This window comes from Streptomyces sp. NBC_00989, from assembly GCF_045162655.1.
Taxonomy (GTDB): Bacteria; Actinomycetota; Actinomycetes; order Streptomycetales; family Streptomycetaceae; genus Streptomyces.
On the sequence record NZ_CP108728.1, the window covers coordinates 2,044,595 to 2,060,520 of the forward strand.

The 15,926-nt window shown below is 69.3% G+C and carries 13 protein-coding genes; 12 read left to right on the forward strand and 1 reads right to left on the reverse strand.

Going from position 1 to position 15,926, the window contains the following annotated elements; genetic code table 11:
- Positions 1-161: 161 nt before the first annotated feature.
- The 8 genes from OG714_RS08860 to OG714_RS08895 all read left to right on the forward strand — a co-directional run bounded on the left by OG714_RS08860 (position 162) and on the right by OG714_RS08895 (position 11,507).
- Entirely contained in the window at positions 162-929 is a 768-nt protein-coding gene (locus tag OG714_RS08860; protein ID WP_406119770.1) for a FadR/GntR family transcriptional regulator, read from the forward strand.
- 197 nt (positions 930-1,126) lie between these two features.
- Entirely contained in the window at positions 1,127-4,378 is a 3,252-nt protein-coding gene (locus OG714_RS08865; RefSeq protein WP_406119771.1) for a discoidin domain-containing protein, read from the forward strand.
- 82 nt (positions 4,379-4,460) lie between these two features.
- Complete coding sequence (locus tag OG714_RS08870) at positions 4,461-5,558, forward strand: enolase C-terminal domain-like protein (protein ID WP_406119772.1); 1,098 nt, start codon at positions 4,461-4,463, stop codon at positions 5,556-5,558.
- 32 nt (positions 5,559-5,590) lie between these two features.
- Positions 5,591-6,976 (forward strand): ABC transporter substrate-binding protein, encoded by a 1,386-nt coding sequence (locus OG714_RS08875; RefSeq protein ID WP_406119773.1) that lies wholly within the window; start codon positions 5,591-5,593, stop codon positions 6,974-6,976.
- Positions 6,973-7,905: a carbohydrate ABC transporter permease gene (locus tag OG714_RS08880; RefSeq protein ID WP_406119774.1), complete on the forward strand. Its 933-nt coding sequence runs from the start codon at positions 6,973-6,975 to the stop codon at positions 7,903-7,905. The genes OG714_RS08875 and OG714_RS08880 overlap by 4 nt, the downstream gene beginning before the upstream one ends.
- Entirely contained in the window at positions 7,902-8,816 is a 915-nt protein-coding gene (locus tag OG714_RS08885) for a carbohydrate ABC transporter permease (RefSeq protein ID WP_406119775.1), read from the forward strand. Before OG714_RS08880 ends, OG714_RS08885 begins: the two co-directional genes overlap by 4 nt.
- 31 nt (positions 8,817-8,847) lie before the next feature.
- Positions 8,848-10,542: a class I mannose-6-phosphate isomerase gene (locus OG714_RS08890; protein WP_406119776.1), complete on the forward strand. Its 1,695-nt coding sequence runs from the start codon at positions 8,848-8,850 to the stop codon at positions 10,540-10,542.
- A complete protein-coding gene (locus OG714_RS08895) occupies positions 10,539-11,507 on the forward strand; it encodes an ROK family protein (RefSeq protein WP_406119777.1) in 969 nt (322 codons plus the stop codon). The genes OG714_RS08890 and OG714_RS08895 overlap by 4 nt, the downstream gene beginning before the upstream one ends.
- Positions 11,508-11,513: 6 nt before the next feature.
- Here OG714_RS08895 and OG714_RS08900 read toward each other — a convergent pair whose 3' ends face one another.
- Positions 11,514-12,464, reverse strand: a complete 951-nt coding sequence (locus tag OG714_RS08900) for a TetR/AcrR family transcriptional regulator (RefSeq protein ID WP_406119778.1) — start codon at positions 12,462-12,464, stop codon at positions 11,514-11,516.
- A 59-nt stretch (positions 12,465-12,523) separates the two neighbouring features.
- Here OG714_RS08900 and OG714_RS08905 point away from each other — a divergent pair, with 59 nt between their 5' ends.
- From OG714_RS08905 to OG714_RS08920, 4 genes are all read left to right on the forward strand, one after another.
- Entirely contained in the window at positions 12,524-12,682 is a 159-nt protein-coding gene (locus OG714_RS08905; protein WP_406119779.1) for a hypothetical protein, read from the forward strand.
- A gap of 350 nt (positions 12,683-13,032) precedes the next feature.
- Positions 13,033-13,587, forward strand: a complete 555-nt coding sequence (locus OG714_RS08910) for an RNA polymerase sigma factor (protein WP_406119780.1) — start codon at positions 13,033-13,035, stop codon at positions 13,585-13,587.
- A 63-nt stretch (positions 13,588-13,650) separates the two neighbouring features.
- Positions 13,651-14,262 (forward strand): hypothetical protein, encoded by a 612-nt coding sequence (locus OG714_RS08915; protein ID WP_406119781.1) that lies wholly within the window; start codon positions 13,651-13,653, stop codon positions 14,260-14,262.
- A 93-nt stretch (positions 14,263-14,355) separates the two neighbouring features.
- The gene (locus tag OG714_RS08920; protein WP_406119782.1) at positions 14,356-15,909 is read left to right on the forward strand and encodes an ABC1 kinase family protein; all 1,554 of its coding nucleotides are present in this window, start codon (positions 14,356-14,358) and stop codon (positions 15,907-15,909) included.
- The last annotated feature ends 17 nt before the right edge of the window (positions 15,910-15,926 follow it).

Consider the following 15,926-nt stretch of genomic DNA (forward strand, 5'->3'; position numbering starts at 1 on the left):
GCAACATCCCGGCAGAGCTGCGTAGTTCATCATGTTTTGTCGGTGTATTCGCGGGACTTCTGCCTGAGATGCGTCCGATCTCTTCCCAACTCACAGCCGCAGTGCCATATTGGCCGCGGAAAATGAACCTGATTAATCCGTGACGCAAGAGGAGATTCGCCTTGGGCGACTCAACACAGGCCTACCGTCCGGGGTACGAGCTGGTCGCGGAGCAGCTGCTGGAGTACATCGCGCAGCAGAACCTGCGGCCCGGCGACCGCCTCCCCACCGAGCAGGGCCTGGCCGAGATCCTGGGAGCATCCCGCAACGTGACCCGGGAGGCCGTGAAGGTGCTGGCCGCCATCGGCCGGCTCCAAGTGCGGCGCGGCGCCGGTATCTTCGTCGCCGCCTCGGTCGGCGGGCTGCTGGACGACGAGCTCTCGCACTTCCGGCCGACCAGCATGGAAGACGTCCGCATGCTCCTGGACTACCGCAAGGTGATCGAGTCGGAGACAGCTCGCCGTGCCGCCTCGCACGCCACCCCGATCGAGGTCCGGGCCATCCGGGAGAGCGCGGAGAGTTCCCTGACGGCGGCCACGATGGACGACGTGGACACCTTCGCCAAGGCGGACGCGGCCTTCCACGACTCGGTGGGCGCCGCCTCGCACAACGTGTTCCTGAGGGCGAGCGTCGCCGGTGTGCGGCGCCTGGCGTCCCAGTCCGACGTGCTGCTCTTCCACGGTGACGTGCCCGGATCGCTGGAGGTCGCCGCGCATCAGCATGTGGCCATAGCGGAGGCGGTCGCCGCGGGGGCGGCCGATCTCGCCGAGCGGCTGATGGTGGAACACATCGGCACCACGCAGAGCCAGTTCGAGCGGAAGATCCGCGACCGGCTGTTCAGTACCGACGCTCCCGCGGCCCCCGAGGGGCCTCCGGAGGGCTCGCAATAAGTGGCAGCACCGGGGCTCCACCGCCGTCCACGGCGGCGGCAGCCCCGTAACCCGGCCGACCCCGCATGTGCCGCGGCACAGCGATCGGGCCGCCCGACGCCCTGAAGTCCCGGTGGACGACCGGGACTTGCAGGTATCAACCTCCCTCAGGCGATTGGATACGCGTGTCTCATCCGTCTGCGCGCAGGGGCGCCTTCGTGCCGCTGCGAAGAAGTTTCACGGCCGTCTGTTCGGTGGCCGTCGTGGCGGCCCTGCTGAATGCCGGGCCGGCCCAGGCGGCTCCCCGGTCGCCGGACCTCGATGTCTATGTCTCCCCGACCGGCCGGGACGTCGGCTCCGGTACCGCCGCACACCCCTTCAAGACCCTCGACCACGCGCGGGACTACGTACGCGCCGTCAAGCAGAAGGCCAAGGGCGACATCCATGTCCGGCTCCTGTCCGGCACCTACCAGCTCAGCCGCACCTTCGCCCTGACCGCCCGGGACTCCGGCCGCGACGGACACCGGATCTTCTACGAGGCCGCCCCCGGCGCACACCCGGTGATCAGCGGGGGCAAGCAGGTCACCGGCTGGACCCCGGCCGACTCGGCGGGCAAGGTCTACAAGGCCAGGGTGGGCGACATCGACACCCGACAGCTGTATGTGGACGGCGAGTTGGAGACCCGGGCGCGCAGCGGCAAGAACCCCGCCGGCTTCAGCCAGACATCCACCGGCTACGCCTTCACGGACTCGAGTCTCAACGCGTACAAGCGTCCCTCGGACCTGGAGGTCGTCAGCTCCTGGGGCTGGAAGCTGATGCGCTGCCCCGTGCAGTCGATCGCCGACAACAAGATGACGATGCAGCAGCCGTGTTGGCACAACGCGCATCTCCAGCAGGGCCAGGAGATCCAGAACCCGACCTGGCTGGAGAACGCCCGCGAGCTGCTGGACACCCCCGGTGAGTGGTACCTGGACAAGGGTGCGGGCGAGATCTACTACATGCCCAAGTCCGGCCAGAACCTGTCCACTTCGACAGTCACCGTGCCGCTCGTGCAGGACCTGGTGGACCTCGACGGCACCAGGACCGCCCCGGTCAGCAACGTGTCCTTCCGGGGGATCACCTTCTCCAACTCCACCTGGCTCGCGCCCAGTTCCTCCGAGGGCCTCATCGAGGGCCAGGCCGGTTTCCGGATGGTCGGCAACGACCCGACCTTCGACGCGACCCGCCTGAAGTGGCGGAAGACGCCCGGCGCCGTCAATGTCAGCTACGGCCACGGGATCGGCTTCGAGGGCAACACCTTCACCCATCTCGGCGCGGTCGGGCTGAACTTGAACACCGGTACGCAGGGCACCGACATCACGGGCAACGTCTTCCGCCAGATCGCCGCCACCGGCATCCAGATAGGCGGGGTCGAGGTGATCGACGCCCACCCCGACGACCCTCGGGACATCACCAAGGACACCCGGGTCGCCAACAACGTGGTCACCAAGGTCGCCGACCAGTACAACGGCTCCATCGGCATCCTGGCCGGCTACACCGACCACACCACCATCACCCACAACAAGGTCTACGACCTGCCCTACACCGGCATCTCCGTCGGCTGGGGCTGGGGCCTCACCGACCAGGGCGGCGACACCAACTACCCCGGGAATCTGGGCGTTCCGATCTGGGACACCCCCACGACCAGCCGTGACACCAAGGTCACGGACAACGAGATCTACGACATCATGAAGTCGCAGGCCGACGGCGGCGCCATCTACACGCTGAGCTCCAACCCCGGCGGCGTGGTGTCCGGCAACTACATCCACGGCACACCGCCGCCCGCCTACGGCGCGATCTACCACGACGAAGGCAGCCGGTACTGGACGAACACCGGCAACGCCCTGTGCGACGTCGCCTACCAGTGGCTGTTCCTCAACCACGGCATGGACATCGACGCCACGGGCAACTTCACCACCCAGCCCGCCTACTCCACCCAGGCCAACAGCACGGGCAGCACCATCACCGGCAACACCACCGTGGACTCCTGCGCCCAGCTCCCGGCCTCCATCGTCAACAACGCGGGCCTGCAAGCGAGTTACCGCCACCTCGACCCGGACCCCGCCGTCCCCGACCACCAGGCGCCCAGCAGTCCCGGCACGCCGAGCGCGGTCACCGACTTCCCGACGATCGCGGACCTCAGCTGGGCCGCGTCCACCGACGACACCGCCGTCACCGGCTACTCCGTCTACCGCGACGGCAAGCTGATCAGCGCCACCGGCAAGACCTCGGTGCGCCTCCCGGGCCTGACCGCGGGCAAGTCGTACACCTTCAAGATCACCGCCCGGGACGCCGCCGGCAACGAGTCCCAGCCCAGCCAGGCGCTCAAGGTCACCATGCCGTCCGGCTCCGACCTCGCCCTCAAGAAGACGGTCACCGCCTCGTCGTACTCGGAGGCCAACACCCCGGAGAAGGCGGTCGACGGAGACCTCTCCACCCGCTGGGCGCAGGGCCTGGGACTGCCCGACCCGTCCTGGATCCAGGTCGACCTCGGAGCGTCGTACGACGTGAACGGCGCGATCACCACCTTCGAGAAGGCGAGCGGCTACAAGTACCGCATCGAGGTCTCCCCCGACGAGGTCCACTGGCAGACCCTCGCGGACCGCACCGCCGCGAACACCACGGCGGCGACCGACTACGTCCACTCGGACACTCCGGTCGCGGGCCGCTTCGTACGGCTGACCGTCACCGGCTCCAGCTGGAACGGCGGCAGCATCTACGACTTCCAGGTCTACGGCACCCCCAGGACCGTCACGGACCACACGGCCCCGACCGCCCCCGGACAGCCAACGGTCAAGCCGCTGCTGCCCAGCCTGGTCGATGTCGGCTGGCCCGCGGCCACCGATGACACCGGCGTCACCAGCTACGTCGTCTACCAGGACGGCAAGCGGATCGCCGTCACCGACGCCACGACCCTGCGGGTCTCCGGCCTCACCGCCGCCACGTCGTACTCCTTCACCGTCGTGGCACGCGACGAGGCGCTGAACGCCTCCGCCCCCAGCAAGGCGGCAGTCGTCACCACGCCGGCCGACAACGACCTGGCCCTGAACAGGACGGCGACCGCGTCCTCCGAGTCGGAGGGCTACGCCCCGGCGAAGGCGGTCGACGGCGATCTGTCGACCCGCTGGGCGCAGGGCCTGGGGCTGCCCGACCCGTCCTGGCTCCAGGTCGACCTCGGCAAGGACACCACCGTCTCCACCGTGGTCACCACCTTCGAGTTGCCCAGCGGCTACAAGTACCGCCTGGAGTACTCCACCGACGGCCAGAACTGGTCGCCGTTCGAGGACCACACAACCGAGAGCACCACCGCGCGGACCAACTACGCCTTCGCCGGCACCCCCGTCACCGCACGCTTCCTGCGCCTGACCGTCACCGGTTCCAGCGGCAACGGCGGCAGCGTCTCCGCGCTCCAGGCGTACGGCGGCTTCTGAGCACTCCGATGCGGAGTACTCCGCTTCCGGATACTCCGCGTCCGAGCCGAAACCTTTCTCCCTACAGAAGACGAAAGCCAGGATGAAGATCACCCATGTCGAAGTGCACCGGATCGATGTTCCGGCAGCCAGTCCGCCCTTCCGCTGGCGCGACGGGCTGAGCGGCAGCGCTCCGGTGGGCGACGGCGCGGTCCTGCACATCGGGACGGACGAGGGGGCCGAGGGCGTGGCGGTGTTCGCCCGTCCGGGCGCCCACTCCACCCTGCGGGACCTGGTGGACCGGGTCTTCCGCCCGGAACTGGTCGGAGCCGACCCGTTCCAGCGGGAGTGGCTGTGGCACCGGGTGTGGGAGCTGGACCGTATCCACGAACTCCCGCTCCCCGCCCTGGGCTTGATCGACATCGCCCTGTGGGACCTGGCCGGCCGCTACCACGGCGAACCGGTCTGGCGCCTGCTCGGCGGTTTCCGGGACGCCATCCCCGCCTACGCCTCCACCTCGACGTTCGCCGGCATCGCGGAGTTCCTCGACGTGGCGGACCAGTGCCTGGGGCTCGGCTACCGAGGCATCAAGCTGCACGCCTGGGGCGACGCCCGCCGTGACGCGGAACTGTGCCTGGCCCTGCGCGAACACGTCGGTCCCGACGTCCCTCTGATGTACGACGGTTCGGCGGGCTTCGACCTGCCCGACGCGATCCGGCTGGGGCGGGCGCTCTCCGAGGCCGACTACCTCTGGTACGAGGAGCCGATGCGGGAGTTCAGCATCTCCGCGTACCAGAAGCTGGCCGAGGTCGTGGACGTACCGCTGCTGGTGGCGGAGACCTCCGACGGAGCGCACATGAACGCGGCGGACTTCATCCGCTCCGGTGCCGCCACCTTCGGTGTCCGGGCCGGCACCACCCTCCGGGGCGGCATCACCGGCGCCATGCGCACCGCGCATCTCGCCGACGCCTACCGGCTGCGCGCCGAGGTGCACGGTTCGGACATTCCCAACCACCACCTGTGCATGGCCATCTCCAACACCACCTACTACGAGTCCCTGGTGACCTCGGTGAACGTCGTCCGGGAGCGCCATGTGGACGACCAGGGCCTGGTGCACGCCCCCACGGGGCCCGGCATAGCCCTTCCCCTCGATTTCGGCTACGGCAGCCAACTCCTGCCGTTCGTCGAGCAACCGCGCTGAGCGGCGCAAGAACAGAAAGGCAAGGCAAGACGATGGAGTCTTCCCGATCTCGGAGAACCGGCCGGCGTCACTCGCTGCTCCGCGCGGCGGCCGTCACGCTGTCCCTGGCCACCGCGGCCGCCCTGGCCGGCTGTGCCAGCGCCGACACCACCACCCCTTCCTCCGCCAAGCAGTCGGCGTTCAAGCCGGCCACGCAGAAGGACGGTTCGCAGATCACGGTGTGGGCCGACTCGACCCGGCTGCCGTCGGTGCAGGCGTACCAGAAGTCCCACCCCGACGTGAAGATGAAGATCGTCACGTACGACGGCGGCGCCGACGGATCGACGTACCTCCAGTCGAAGGTGCAGCTGTTCGACAGGACCGGCAGCGGATGGCCGGACGTGGTGTTCGGCACGCCGACCGACGTGACCTGGGCGTCGGAGGCCACCAAGCCCGGTGCGCGGCCGTTCGCCGCGCCCCTGGACGAGAAGCTCGTACCCCAGAGCACCCTGGACGGCTTCGCCAAGGGGTCCCTGACGCCCTGTCAGTTCAACGGCCACACCTACTGCATGCGCAACGACATCGCGCAGGTCGTCCTCTGGTACAACAAGTCCCTCATGGACAAGTGGGGTTACCAGGTCCCCACCACATGGGAGGACTACGAGGCCCTCGGCACGAAGGTCGCCAAGGAGCACCCCGGCTACCTCGTCGGCTCGGTCGGTGACACCAACTCCCATGAGTCGTACTTCTGGTCGGGCCAGTGCCCGGCGTTCAGCCTGACGAAGCCGGACACCCTGCGCACCGACCTCCAGGACCCGAAGTGCACCCGGATGGCGACACTGCTGGACAAGCTGATCAGCGCCAAGGCCATCACCACGCAGGGCTTCTTCAGCCAGGGCTTCGCCAAGAACAGCGGCAGCAAGGTCCTGATGGCCTACGGCCCCTCCTGGTACGGCCAGTACCTCTTCAAGGCCGGTTTCAAGACTCCGGCCAAGCAGATCGCCGCGGCGCCTCCGCTGACCTGGAAGGGGGAGAGCACGGCTGCCACGGGCAACGTCGGCGGCGGTGTGTGGATGGTGTCCTCGCACAGCGCCAACCTGAAGGCGTCCTCGGACCTGGTCACCTGGCTGACCACCTCGGACGAGAACCAGGCCACCGCGCCCACCTATCCGGCCTACGCCCGGGCCGCGAAGGCGTGGCTGGCCAACCCGGCCAACAAGGACTACTTCGCCAATGACGTGAGCGGGCCGTTCGAGCAGGCCGCGAACGAGGTGTGGACCGGCTGGTCGAACACCAGGTTCTCGGACTCCACCGCCTGGTCCAGCGTCGTACTCCCGGCTCTGACCGCCGGAAAGACCCTGACCGAGACGCTGCCGGCCTGGCAGCAGGAGATAGCCGGCGAGGCGAAGACCCAGGGCTACAAGGTGGTCGGTCAGTGACCCTGCTGGAGACCGAGCGCGTCACCGTCTCCGCCCTGCGCCGTGGCACCACGCCACGGCGCGGGGGCCGCGGTAGCGCGGGCTACTTCTTCGTCGCGGGCTACGCGCTGCTGCTGCTCGCGTTCGGCGTCTTCCCCACCGGGTACGCGTTCTACCTGTCGCTCACCAACGACCGGGGCCAGTTCACCGGGCTCAACCAGTTCACGAAGGTCGTCCAGGACTACCGCTTCGCCCCGGCCTTCACCCACATGCTGATCTATCTGGTCCTGTGGCTGGTGACACTCGTCGTCCTGGTCGTGCTGACGGCCGTGGTCCTGCGCAGCCGCGTGCGTCCGGGCACCTCGGCGCTCTTCCGCTTCCTCTACTACATCCCCGGCGCCCTCGCCGGAGTGGCGAGCGTGCTGGTCTGGCTGTTCATGCTGGACCCCGATGTCAGCCCGGTGTCACGGCTGTTGACCGCCCTGGGGTTCAAGACGTTCGCCGCCGTCCTGGCGCCCGGCAACCTGCCGCTGATCCTCATGCTGATCGCCTTTTGGACCGGTGCAGGAGGCTGGATGGTCGTGATGTACGGGGCGTTGAACAACATCCCCGACGAGGTGCTGGAAGCGGCCCGCATGGACGGCGCGGGACCGTGGCGCACTGCCTGGCACATCCAGATCCCGATGATCCGGCAGTGGATCGTCTACATGGCGATCATGGCCTTCGCGACGGGCACCCAGCTGTTCGTGGAGCCCCAACTCCTCCAGACCGCCAGCCTCGGCAGGGTGAGTCCCACCTGGTCACCCAACCAACTGGCTTACGTCTACGCCTTCCAGCAGGGCGACTTCAACGGCGCCGCCGCCATCTCCGTCGTCCTCCTCGCCGTGGGCCTCCTGGCCGCCGGTCTCCTGGTCGCCCGCTCGAACCTGTTCACGTTGGACGAGAAATGACACAGACGACTCTCTCCCTGACGGCCATGAGGCGACGCGTCCGCCCGTCAAGGAGCCTCCCCTTCCTGGTAGTTGGACTCCTTCTGGCCTTCCTCCTGGTGTTCTTCGTCCTGCCGGTGATCTGGCTGCTGTTGGCACCGTCGAAGACCGCCGGCGAAGTGGTGCGGGACAACCCGCTCTCCTTCGGTTCGTTCCACCAGATAGCCACGGCCTGGCGGCACTTGTTCGCCTTCCAGGACGGCGCCATGACGAGGTGGCTGCTCAACTCGGCCGTCTACTCGGGCGGTTCGCTGATCCTGACGCTGGCCGTCAGCGTTCCGGCCGGCTACGCGCTGGCCCTGACGAAGTTCCGGGGCCGCAAGACGCTCCTCGTGATCACCCTGGTCACCATGATCATGCCGCAGGCCACCCTGGTGCTGCCGATCTTCCTGGAGCTCAACCGCTTCCATCTCATCGGCACCGTCTGGTCGTTGATACTCCCCTTCTCCTTCTATCCGTTCGGCGTGTACCTGGTCTACATCTACTTCGGGAGCAGCCTCCCCAAGGACCTGCTCTCCGCCGCCCGCATCGACGGCTGCACGGAGTGGCAGCTCTTCGCACGCATCGCGCTCCCGCTCGCCAAACCGGTGGTCGGACTGGTCGCGTTCTTCAGCTTCGTGGGCAACTGGAACAACTTCTTCCTGCCCTACCTCGTCCTGCCGAACAGCGAGCAGTTCCCCGTCCAGGTGGGACTGAACCAACTGCTCACCTCCACACCGTCGTTCAACCCCGTCGCCGGCGCCGGACTGAACGTCACCATCCCCGAACTGGCCCTGGCCATCATCGTCGCCATCCTTCCCGTGCTGGTGCTCTTCGTCTTCTCGCAGCGCACCCTGGTGTCCGGGATGCTCGCCGGATCGAGCAAGGAATGAGCGCTGCCCCCTTGTCCGCAGAGGAGACCGTGTGTACCGGCTCGATCCGCGCTACGCCCCCGCCCCGCAGGCCGTCCTCCACACCGGATGGCAGGCGGTGGCCTCCCAACTCCCCGACGGTCCCGCGGTGTTGGCCGTCGACGGCCCCCCGTCCGTCGACTGGTCCCTCCTCGCCGATCGCCTCGCACACGAGCTGACCGGCCGCGGTACCCCCGTCACCCTGCTCGACATCCGGGGCCACTACGCACCGCCGGCCCACGTCAGGAGCCGCACCGAACACCCGTCAGACGCCGACGACCCGTACTTCCGCAAGCTCGCCGACAACCCCCTCGACGACCTCTTCGAGACCCTCCCTGAACCCGCACCGCCGCAGGAAGAGCTGCTCCTCGTCTACGGGCCAGGCGCCGCCCTCGTCGATCACGACCTGCTCTGGTACGCCGATGTGCCCAAGCGGTACGCGGAGGCGGCCGTCGGCGCGGGTGAGGTGGGCGCCAACCTCGGCCTGCCGGGCGTAGAACCCGACTTCAGACGCCTCTTCTACATCGACTGGCCGATGCTCGACCGGCACCGCGACGCACTCGCACCCCACCTCGACGCCTGGCTCGACATGCAGCGTCCCGAGCACCCGGCGTGGATCGACGGAGCGGGCCTGCGCGCCACCTGCGCCGCCCTGGCCCGCGAGCCCGTCCGCACCCGCCCGTACTTCAACTCCACTCCCTGGGGCGGCCATTGGGCCCAGCGCGAGCTCGGCTTCAACCCCGACTCCCCCAACACCGCGCTCGGTTACGAGTTGATCGCACCAGAGGCCGGCGTCCTCATCGGCACCGGACCACAGGCGCAGGCCGAGGTGCCGTTCCAACTCCTGTGCGTGCTGGAGCCGTTGAGCGTGCTGGGGGCGGAGGCGCACGCCCGCTTCGGCACGTCCTTCCCGATCCGCTTCGACTACCTGGACACCGTCGGCGGCGGCAGCCTCTCCGTGCACTGCCACCCGAAGGAGCCGTACATGCGCGAGCGTTTCGGCTGGGCGTACACCCAGCACGAGACGTACTACCTGACCCTCGGCGGCACCGACACCAAGGTGTTCCTCGGCCTGCGCGAGGACGCCGACGTGGACGTCTTCCGCAAGGAGGTGGAACGGTCCATCACCGACGGAGTGCCCATGGACCCCGAGGACCACGTCCTGGCCTTCCCCGCCGAGCAGGGCCAGTTGTTCATGATCCCGGCGGGCACCCCGCACGCCAGCGGCGCGGGCAACCTCGTCCTGGAGATCAGCGCGACCCCCTATCTGTACAGCCTGAGGTTCTACGACTGGCTGCGGCCCGGCACCGACGGCAACCCGCGCCCCCTCCCCTACGAGCACGGGTTCGCCAACCTGGAGACCGGACGACGCGGCGCGGCCGTCACCCGTGACCTGGTGCAGAAGCCGCGCACCCTGCGCGAGGGCACAGGCTGGCGGGAGGAGATCATCGGCGACCTGGCCGAGATGTTCTACGAGATCAGGAGGTTCGTGCTAGACGCCGATGCCGAGGCTCCCGACGACACGCAGGGCCGCTTCCACATCCTGAACGTGGTGGAAGGAGAAGGCGTCACGGTGCACACGGCGGCCGGTGACCGCCACGAACTCGCCTATGCGGAGACGCTCACCGTGCCGGCCGCGGTAGGCCGCTACACCCTGCGGGCAGCGGCCGGCGGCCCGGTGCGTGTCGTGAAGGCGCTGGTCCGTTGATCCCTGTCCTGGAGATCGGCGGCACCCATGTCACCGCGGCACTCGTCGACCCGCGCGACGGACGCGTCACCAGCCGTACGCGCAGGCCGCTCGACGCGGACGGCGACGCCGAAGCCATCCTCGGCCGCGTACGCGACTGCGCCGACGGACTGCCGGTGCCTCCTGGCGCGCGGTGGGGCGTGGCGGTGCCAGGGCCGTTCGACTACGCGAGGGGGATCGCCCTCTTCAACAGCGTGGGAAAGTTCGACGCCCTGTACGGGATGGACGTACGAGCAGCACTCCTCCACGGACTGCGGCAGCGCCCCGGCGACATCGTGTTCCTCAACGACGCCCACGCCTTCCTGACCGGCGAGTGGTCGGCAGGCGCCGTCCGCGGGCACCGCCGTGCCGTGGGCATCACGCTCGGCACCGGTGTCGGCTCCGCGTTCCTCGCCGACGGCCGCATCTGCGACACCGGTCCCGGCATACCGCCCGAGGGCCGGATGGACCTCACCGAGATCGACGGCCGCCCCCTGGAGGACACCGTCTCCCGCCGCGCGATCCTCGCCCGCTACGGCGATCCCGCCGCCGATGTGCACGACATCGCCGGCCGAGCCAGAGCGCGGGAAGAGCGGGCCCGGCGGGTACTGGACGACGCCTTCACCGGACTGGGCCTCGCCCTGGCCCCGCGCCTGGCGGACTTCGGCGCGACCGCCCTGGTCGTCGGCGGCTCCATGGCCCACTCCTGGGACCTCGTCGCCCCCGCCCTGTCCACCGGTCTCGCGACCGGGGGCTGGACACCGGACGACCCGGGTGCCGGCGCGGATCCACCGGCTCCCGCACCCCCGGAGGACACCGCGGGATCCGCACCGCTCGGTCCGGGCCGCACTTCGGCGGCCGGCGCACGGCGTACTCGTACGGTGAGACCTGCTGGCCCCTCGGGGGACGCCGCGCTGGTGGGCGCGGCCCGCGCGGCGGCGGCGTGAGACCGATCAGCTCCCAGCCGGTCGCCGGGGATGACCTCGATCGACGTCAGGAGCCGTCCCGGTCGCAGTCCTAGTACCCGGCGGGCTCCCGGTCCACGATCTCTTCCCGTCGCATGGTCGGCGCTTCAGGACTTGGCGGAAGCACGCGGGGCGCGGGGTCGCGCGCTGCGGGGCCAGGTCCAGGGGTGGGGTGCCGGGGTCGGGCAGGGGCTGGAAGGGCAGATCGCCGTCGTAGTGCACGGCGAGGGTCAGCATGCCGGCGGCGAGGCGGCGCGCGTCCGCCAGGCCGAGTGCGGACTCCTCGGTGATCAGCCGGTTGGTGAGGCCGTCGAGGAGCGCGAGGGCGACGGTCGCGACGTCGGAGGGGTCGCAGTCGCGGAAGTCACCGGTGCGCAGGCCGTCTTCGACCAGCGCGGCCAAGGCGTGCAGCATGCGGGCGCGGAACTCGGCGAGCGTCGCGGCGAGTTCGGGTGATCCGGAGGAGCGGATCTCCAGTTCGGCCCACAGCCTGCATTCCAGGACGTCGTCGTGCGTGAGCGGAAGTCCGAAGTCGATGAGGTCCGCCAGCCGTTGGGGCGGGGTGTCGCGGTCCGCCTGCCGGGTGCGGCCGGCGAGGCGGGCTTCGGCGCGGGTGAGGGAGTGCGCCAGCGCGCCGGTGAGCAGCCGTTCGCGGCCGGTGAAGTGGTAGTGCACCAGCGCGGTCGAGACGCCGGCGCGGGCCGCGATGTCGGCGATGCGGACGCCGTCGAAACCGTCCCGGGCGATCAACTCGACGGCGGCCTGCAGGATGCCCTCGCGCGCGCCGCCGGCGGTGTCCGCGGCTGCGTCGTCGGTCTTGGTCGCGTGCTCCTCGGCCCGGGTCTGGCCATCGGCGTCACCGACCTGATCCTGCGGCGCAATCGCTACCGCGGCCCCGGCCTGTGCAACGAGACCCCCACCAGCGCCTACTGGTACCACGGGGGCGTCAACCGGGCCGGCGTCACCGCCCAGGTCCTCGGCACCGCCGCCGCGCTGCTGTGCATCAACTCCACGGACTTCCAGGGGCCCTCGCCACCGCGCTCGGCGGAGCTGACCTGTCCGCGCTGGTCGGCCCCACCGTCGGAGCACTGCTGTACGCGCTGCTGTTCCCGCGCCTGTACCGCACCCAACTCACCACGGCCCGCGCCGAACCGTAGCCCCCAGACCACCGGAGCCCTGCCCGGGGCGACCGCCTGAAGAGGGCGAGCCCCGCCCCGCGTCGCGCCACGTTGCGCCGGAGCGCTCAAGACAGCGCTCTCACCTGCGGAAATACCCCCTCGGGCGATCGCATCCAGACGGGAGTCCGCCGGGCTGCCGGTCGGCTCGATCGACCACAACGAAGATAATGTTATCCCTCCTCATTTTCTCATTCAAACGAACGAAGGGTGTGATCGGCGGGTTAACCACCTCCCCCCAGGGCAGAAAGCCGTTGTTTCCGCCAAAGAATGAAAAGGAAGGGCGAGGGGGTGGAAAGAGTGGAGGGGATTTTCGTCGCATGGGGGTATGCGTGAACCCAATCGCCGGGAGCATTTCTTTCGTTCGATCATTGGTGATGCGCATGCACTTATGCCGCGATTCTTTCTGGACTGAAGTCCTTCAGCATCGCGAGCGCCTCCTGCGTCTGGTGCGCCGCCGGCTGCCCAATCTGCATGACGCCGAGGACTGCGTCCAGGAGGCCATGCTGCGGGCGGCGACCCACCGCGACCTGGACCGCGACCGGCTCGGTGCGTTCCTGACCACGGTCGCCATGCGGCTGTGCATCGACAGCTACCGGGAACGGGAGCGCTGGCAGCGGCTGCTCCTGCGCATCACCGACGGGGAGCCGGAGATGCTGGAGGAAGCCGTCTGCGACCGGGAGTTCGGCCGCTGGCTGCTCCGGCAGGCCGATCAGCTCCGCGGCAGGGAGCGGCAGGTGATGCTCGCGCGAGCGAATGGGATCTCCATCGCCGAGTTCGCCCGCATCAACCAGATCTCCGTAAAGGCCGCCGAGGGTGCTTTCACGCGTGGCAGAGCAAGGCTCCGGCACATGTGCACCCAATCTCTGGGCGAATCCTGCGGATGACCGAGAAATGGTTGGGCATCCTGGTGAATTCCATGATGCCCCTAGGGAAGGACACCCGAAAAAGTGGCTGACAAACCGAGCACCCAGGACACCATCAAGAACTTACTCGGCGACATCGCCGACAGTTCCAACAAGGCTTTCAACGATTTCCTCGACCCGCCGAACAAGTCCAGGAAGTCCGACTTCCCGGACTGGTTCGGCTCCGGCAATCCGATGGCGGCCCTGGCCGGGACACCCCTCGGGGCACTACAGGCGATGGCGGCGTTCGGCGGCGGCGTGAACCCCGTGGCCGCACTCGCCGGCGCCAACCCGCTCGCCCTCCTGGCCGGCGCCTCGTCGGACCGGGGCTCCGGGCCGGTGAACCCCCTGGCCGCACTCGCGAACGCCAACCCGCTCGCCGTTCTGGCGGGCGCGAACCCGGCGGCGGCCCTCGCCGGGTTGTCCGCCTCGTCCAACTCCGCCAATCCGCTCGCGGCCTTCGGGCAGCTCGCCGGCGCGGCAGCGGGACTGCCCGCCGCCGTGGGCGGTCTCGGCGGCCTGGCCGAGTCCCTGGCGACCCTGCCCCAGCAGATCGCCAAACTGACCGACCTGCTGTCCACGCTGGTCGGTGCCCTGGACACCATCAGCGATGTCGCGGCGAGTACCGGAGTCCGTCCGCCGGCCAAGAAGGGATGACCGACGCCGTCCTGGCACAAGGCCGTTGACCCGCGGTCCGTGCCCGGTGCGCCGGGCCGGCTTCCGCAGAACCCTTAGGAGGGAACCCGCGTCGTGAGGACCTTGATCGGCGACCGGCTCCGGCTGGTCGTGAAGGTGCTGGGCAGTCTGATCGCCGACGAGGTCGGTCACACGGCGCGGGAACGCGGCAGATCCAAGGGCAACGGCCGGTCCCCGGCGGAGGAGGAGGAATCCGCCGCCGGGGACGCCCAACGACGTGCACGGGCCGTACGCAAAGCCCTGGAGAGCCTGGGCCCGTTCTACGTGAAGCTCGGCCAGATCCTCTCCACCCGGCCGGACATGGTGCCGCCCTCGATGATCGCCGAGTTCCAGAACCTGCACGACCAGGTCGACGTGCAGCCGTTCTCCCTGTTCGAGCCGGTCCTGGAGAAGGATCTCGGCCCCGACTGGAAGCTCAGGTTCGACGACATCGACACCACCAAGCCCCTGGGCGCGGCGTCGCTGGCCCAGGTCTACCGGGTGACCCTGCCCGGGGGCCGGGAGGCCGTGGTGAAGATCCAGCGGCCGGAGATCCGCGAGGCCGTCCGGGCCGACATGGCCCTGCTGCGCCGGGCGTCCCGCATCGTGGCGCGGGCGGCACCGCGGTTCAACGAGGTCATCGACGTCGAGGCGATGCTGGGCTCGATCTTCGACGCCATGGAACCCGAACTGGACTTCACCGGCGAGGCCCGCAACATGGAGGAGGGCCGGGAGGCAGCCCGGGACTTCCGCACCCTGGCCGTCCCCGAGGTCCTCTCGGCCACACCCCGGGTGCTGGTGCAGTCGATGGCTCCCGGCATGTCCGTACGGCATCTGGACCCCAGGTCGTTCAGCGACAGCGAGCGCACCGACATCGGCAAGGACCTGCTGCGGTTCATGTACCGCGGCTACTTCGTCCAGCGGACGTTCCACGCGGATCCGCACGCGGGCAACGTCTTCGCGCTGCCCGGGGGCCCCGCGACCCTGATCGACTGGGGCATGGTGGGTCGCCTGGACAAGCGGACCAGCCTCCAGCTGCTTCCGCTGCTGATGGCGCTGGCGCAGAACGACGGACACGGCCTGGCCCGCGCCTGGGCCGACATGGGGAAACTCACCGCCTGGGCGAACCTGCCGGCGTTCGCCGCCGATATGGCGGCGCTGGTCCCCAAGATCTCCAGCGCCTCGCTGGGCGAGCTCAACTTCGGCGTCTCGCTCACCACGGTGCTGGAGAAGGCCACCAAGCGGGGCATCGGCTCCGCGCCCTCGATCTCGCTGCTGGGGAAGTCCTTCGCCAACCTCGAAGGATCGGTGCGCTGCCTGGCGCCCGAGCTGTCGCTGGCGGAGATCTTCAAGGGCGAGGTCCGCGGCATCGTGATGTCCCTGCTGGGCGAGTTCATCTCGCTGGAGCAGCTGGGCCGTACGGCGATGGACCTGATGGTCACGGCCACCACCAGCCCCGAGCAGCTGCGCGGGCTGCTGGCCGACGCGTCCAACCGGCGGTTCGCGCTCCAGGTCCACCACCCGAGGACGCCTGCCGCCCTGGGAGGCGAACGCGGCTCCTCCTACGCGGGGTTGATCGCCCTGGGTGCCATGGCGCTGCTGCTGGACCACCGCCGTAGGTCCCGCTGACGCGTCCGCCCGCGCAC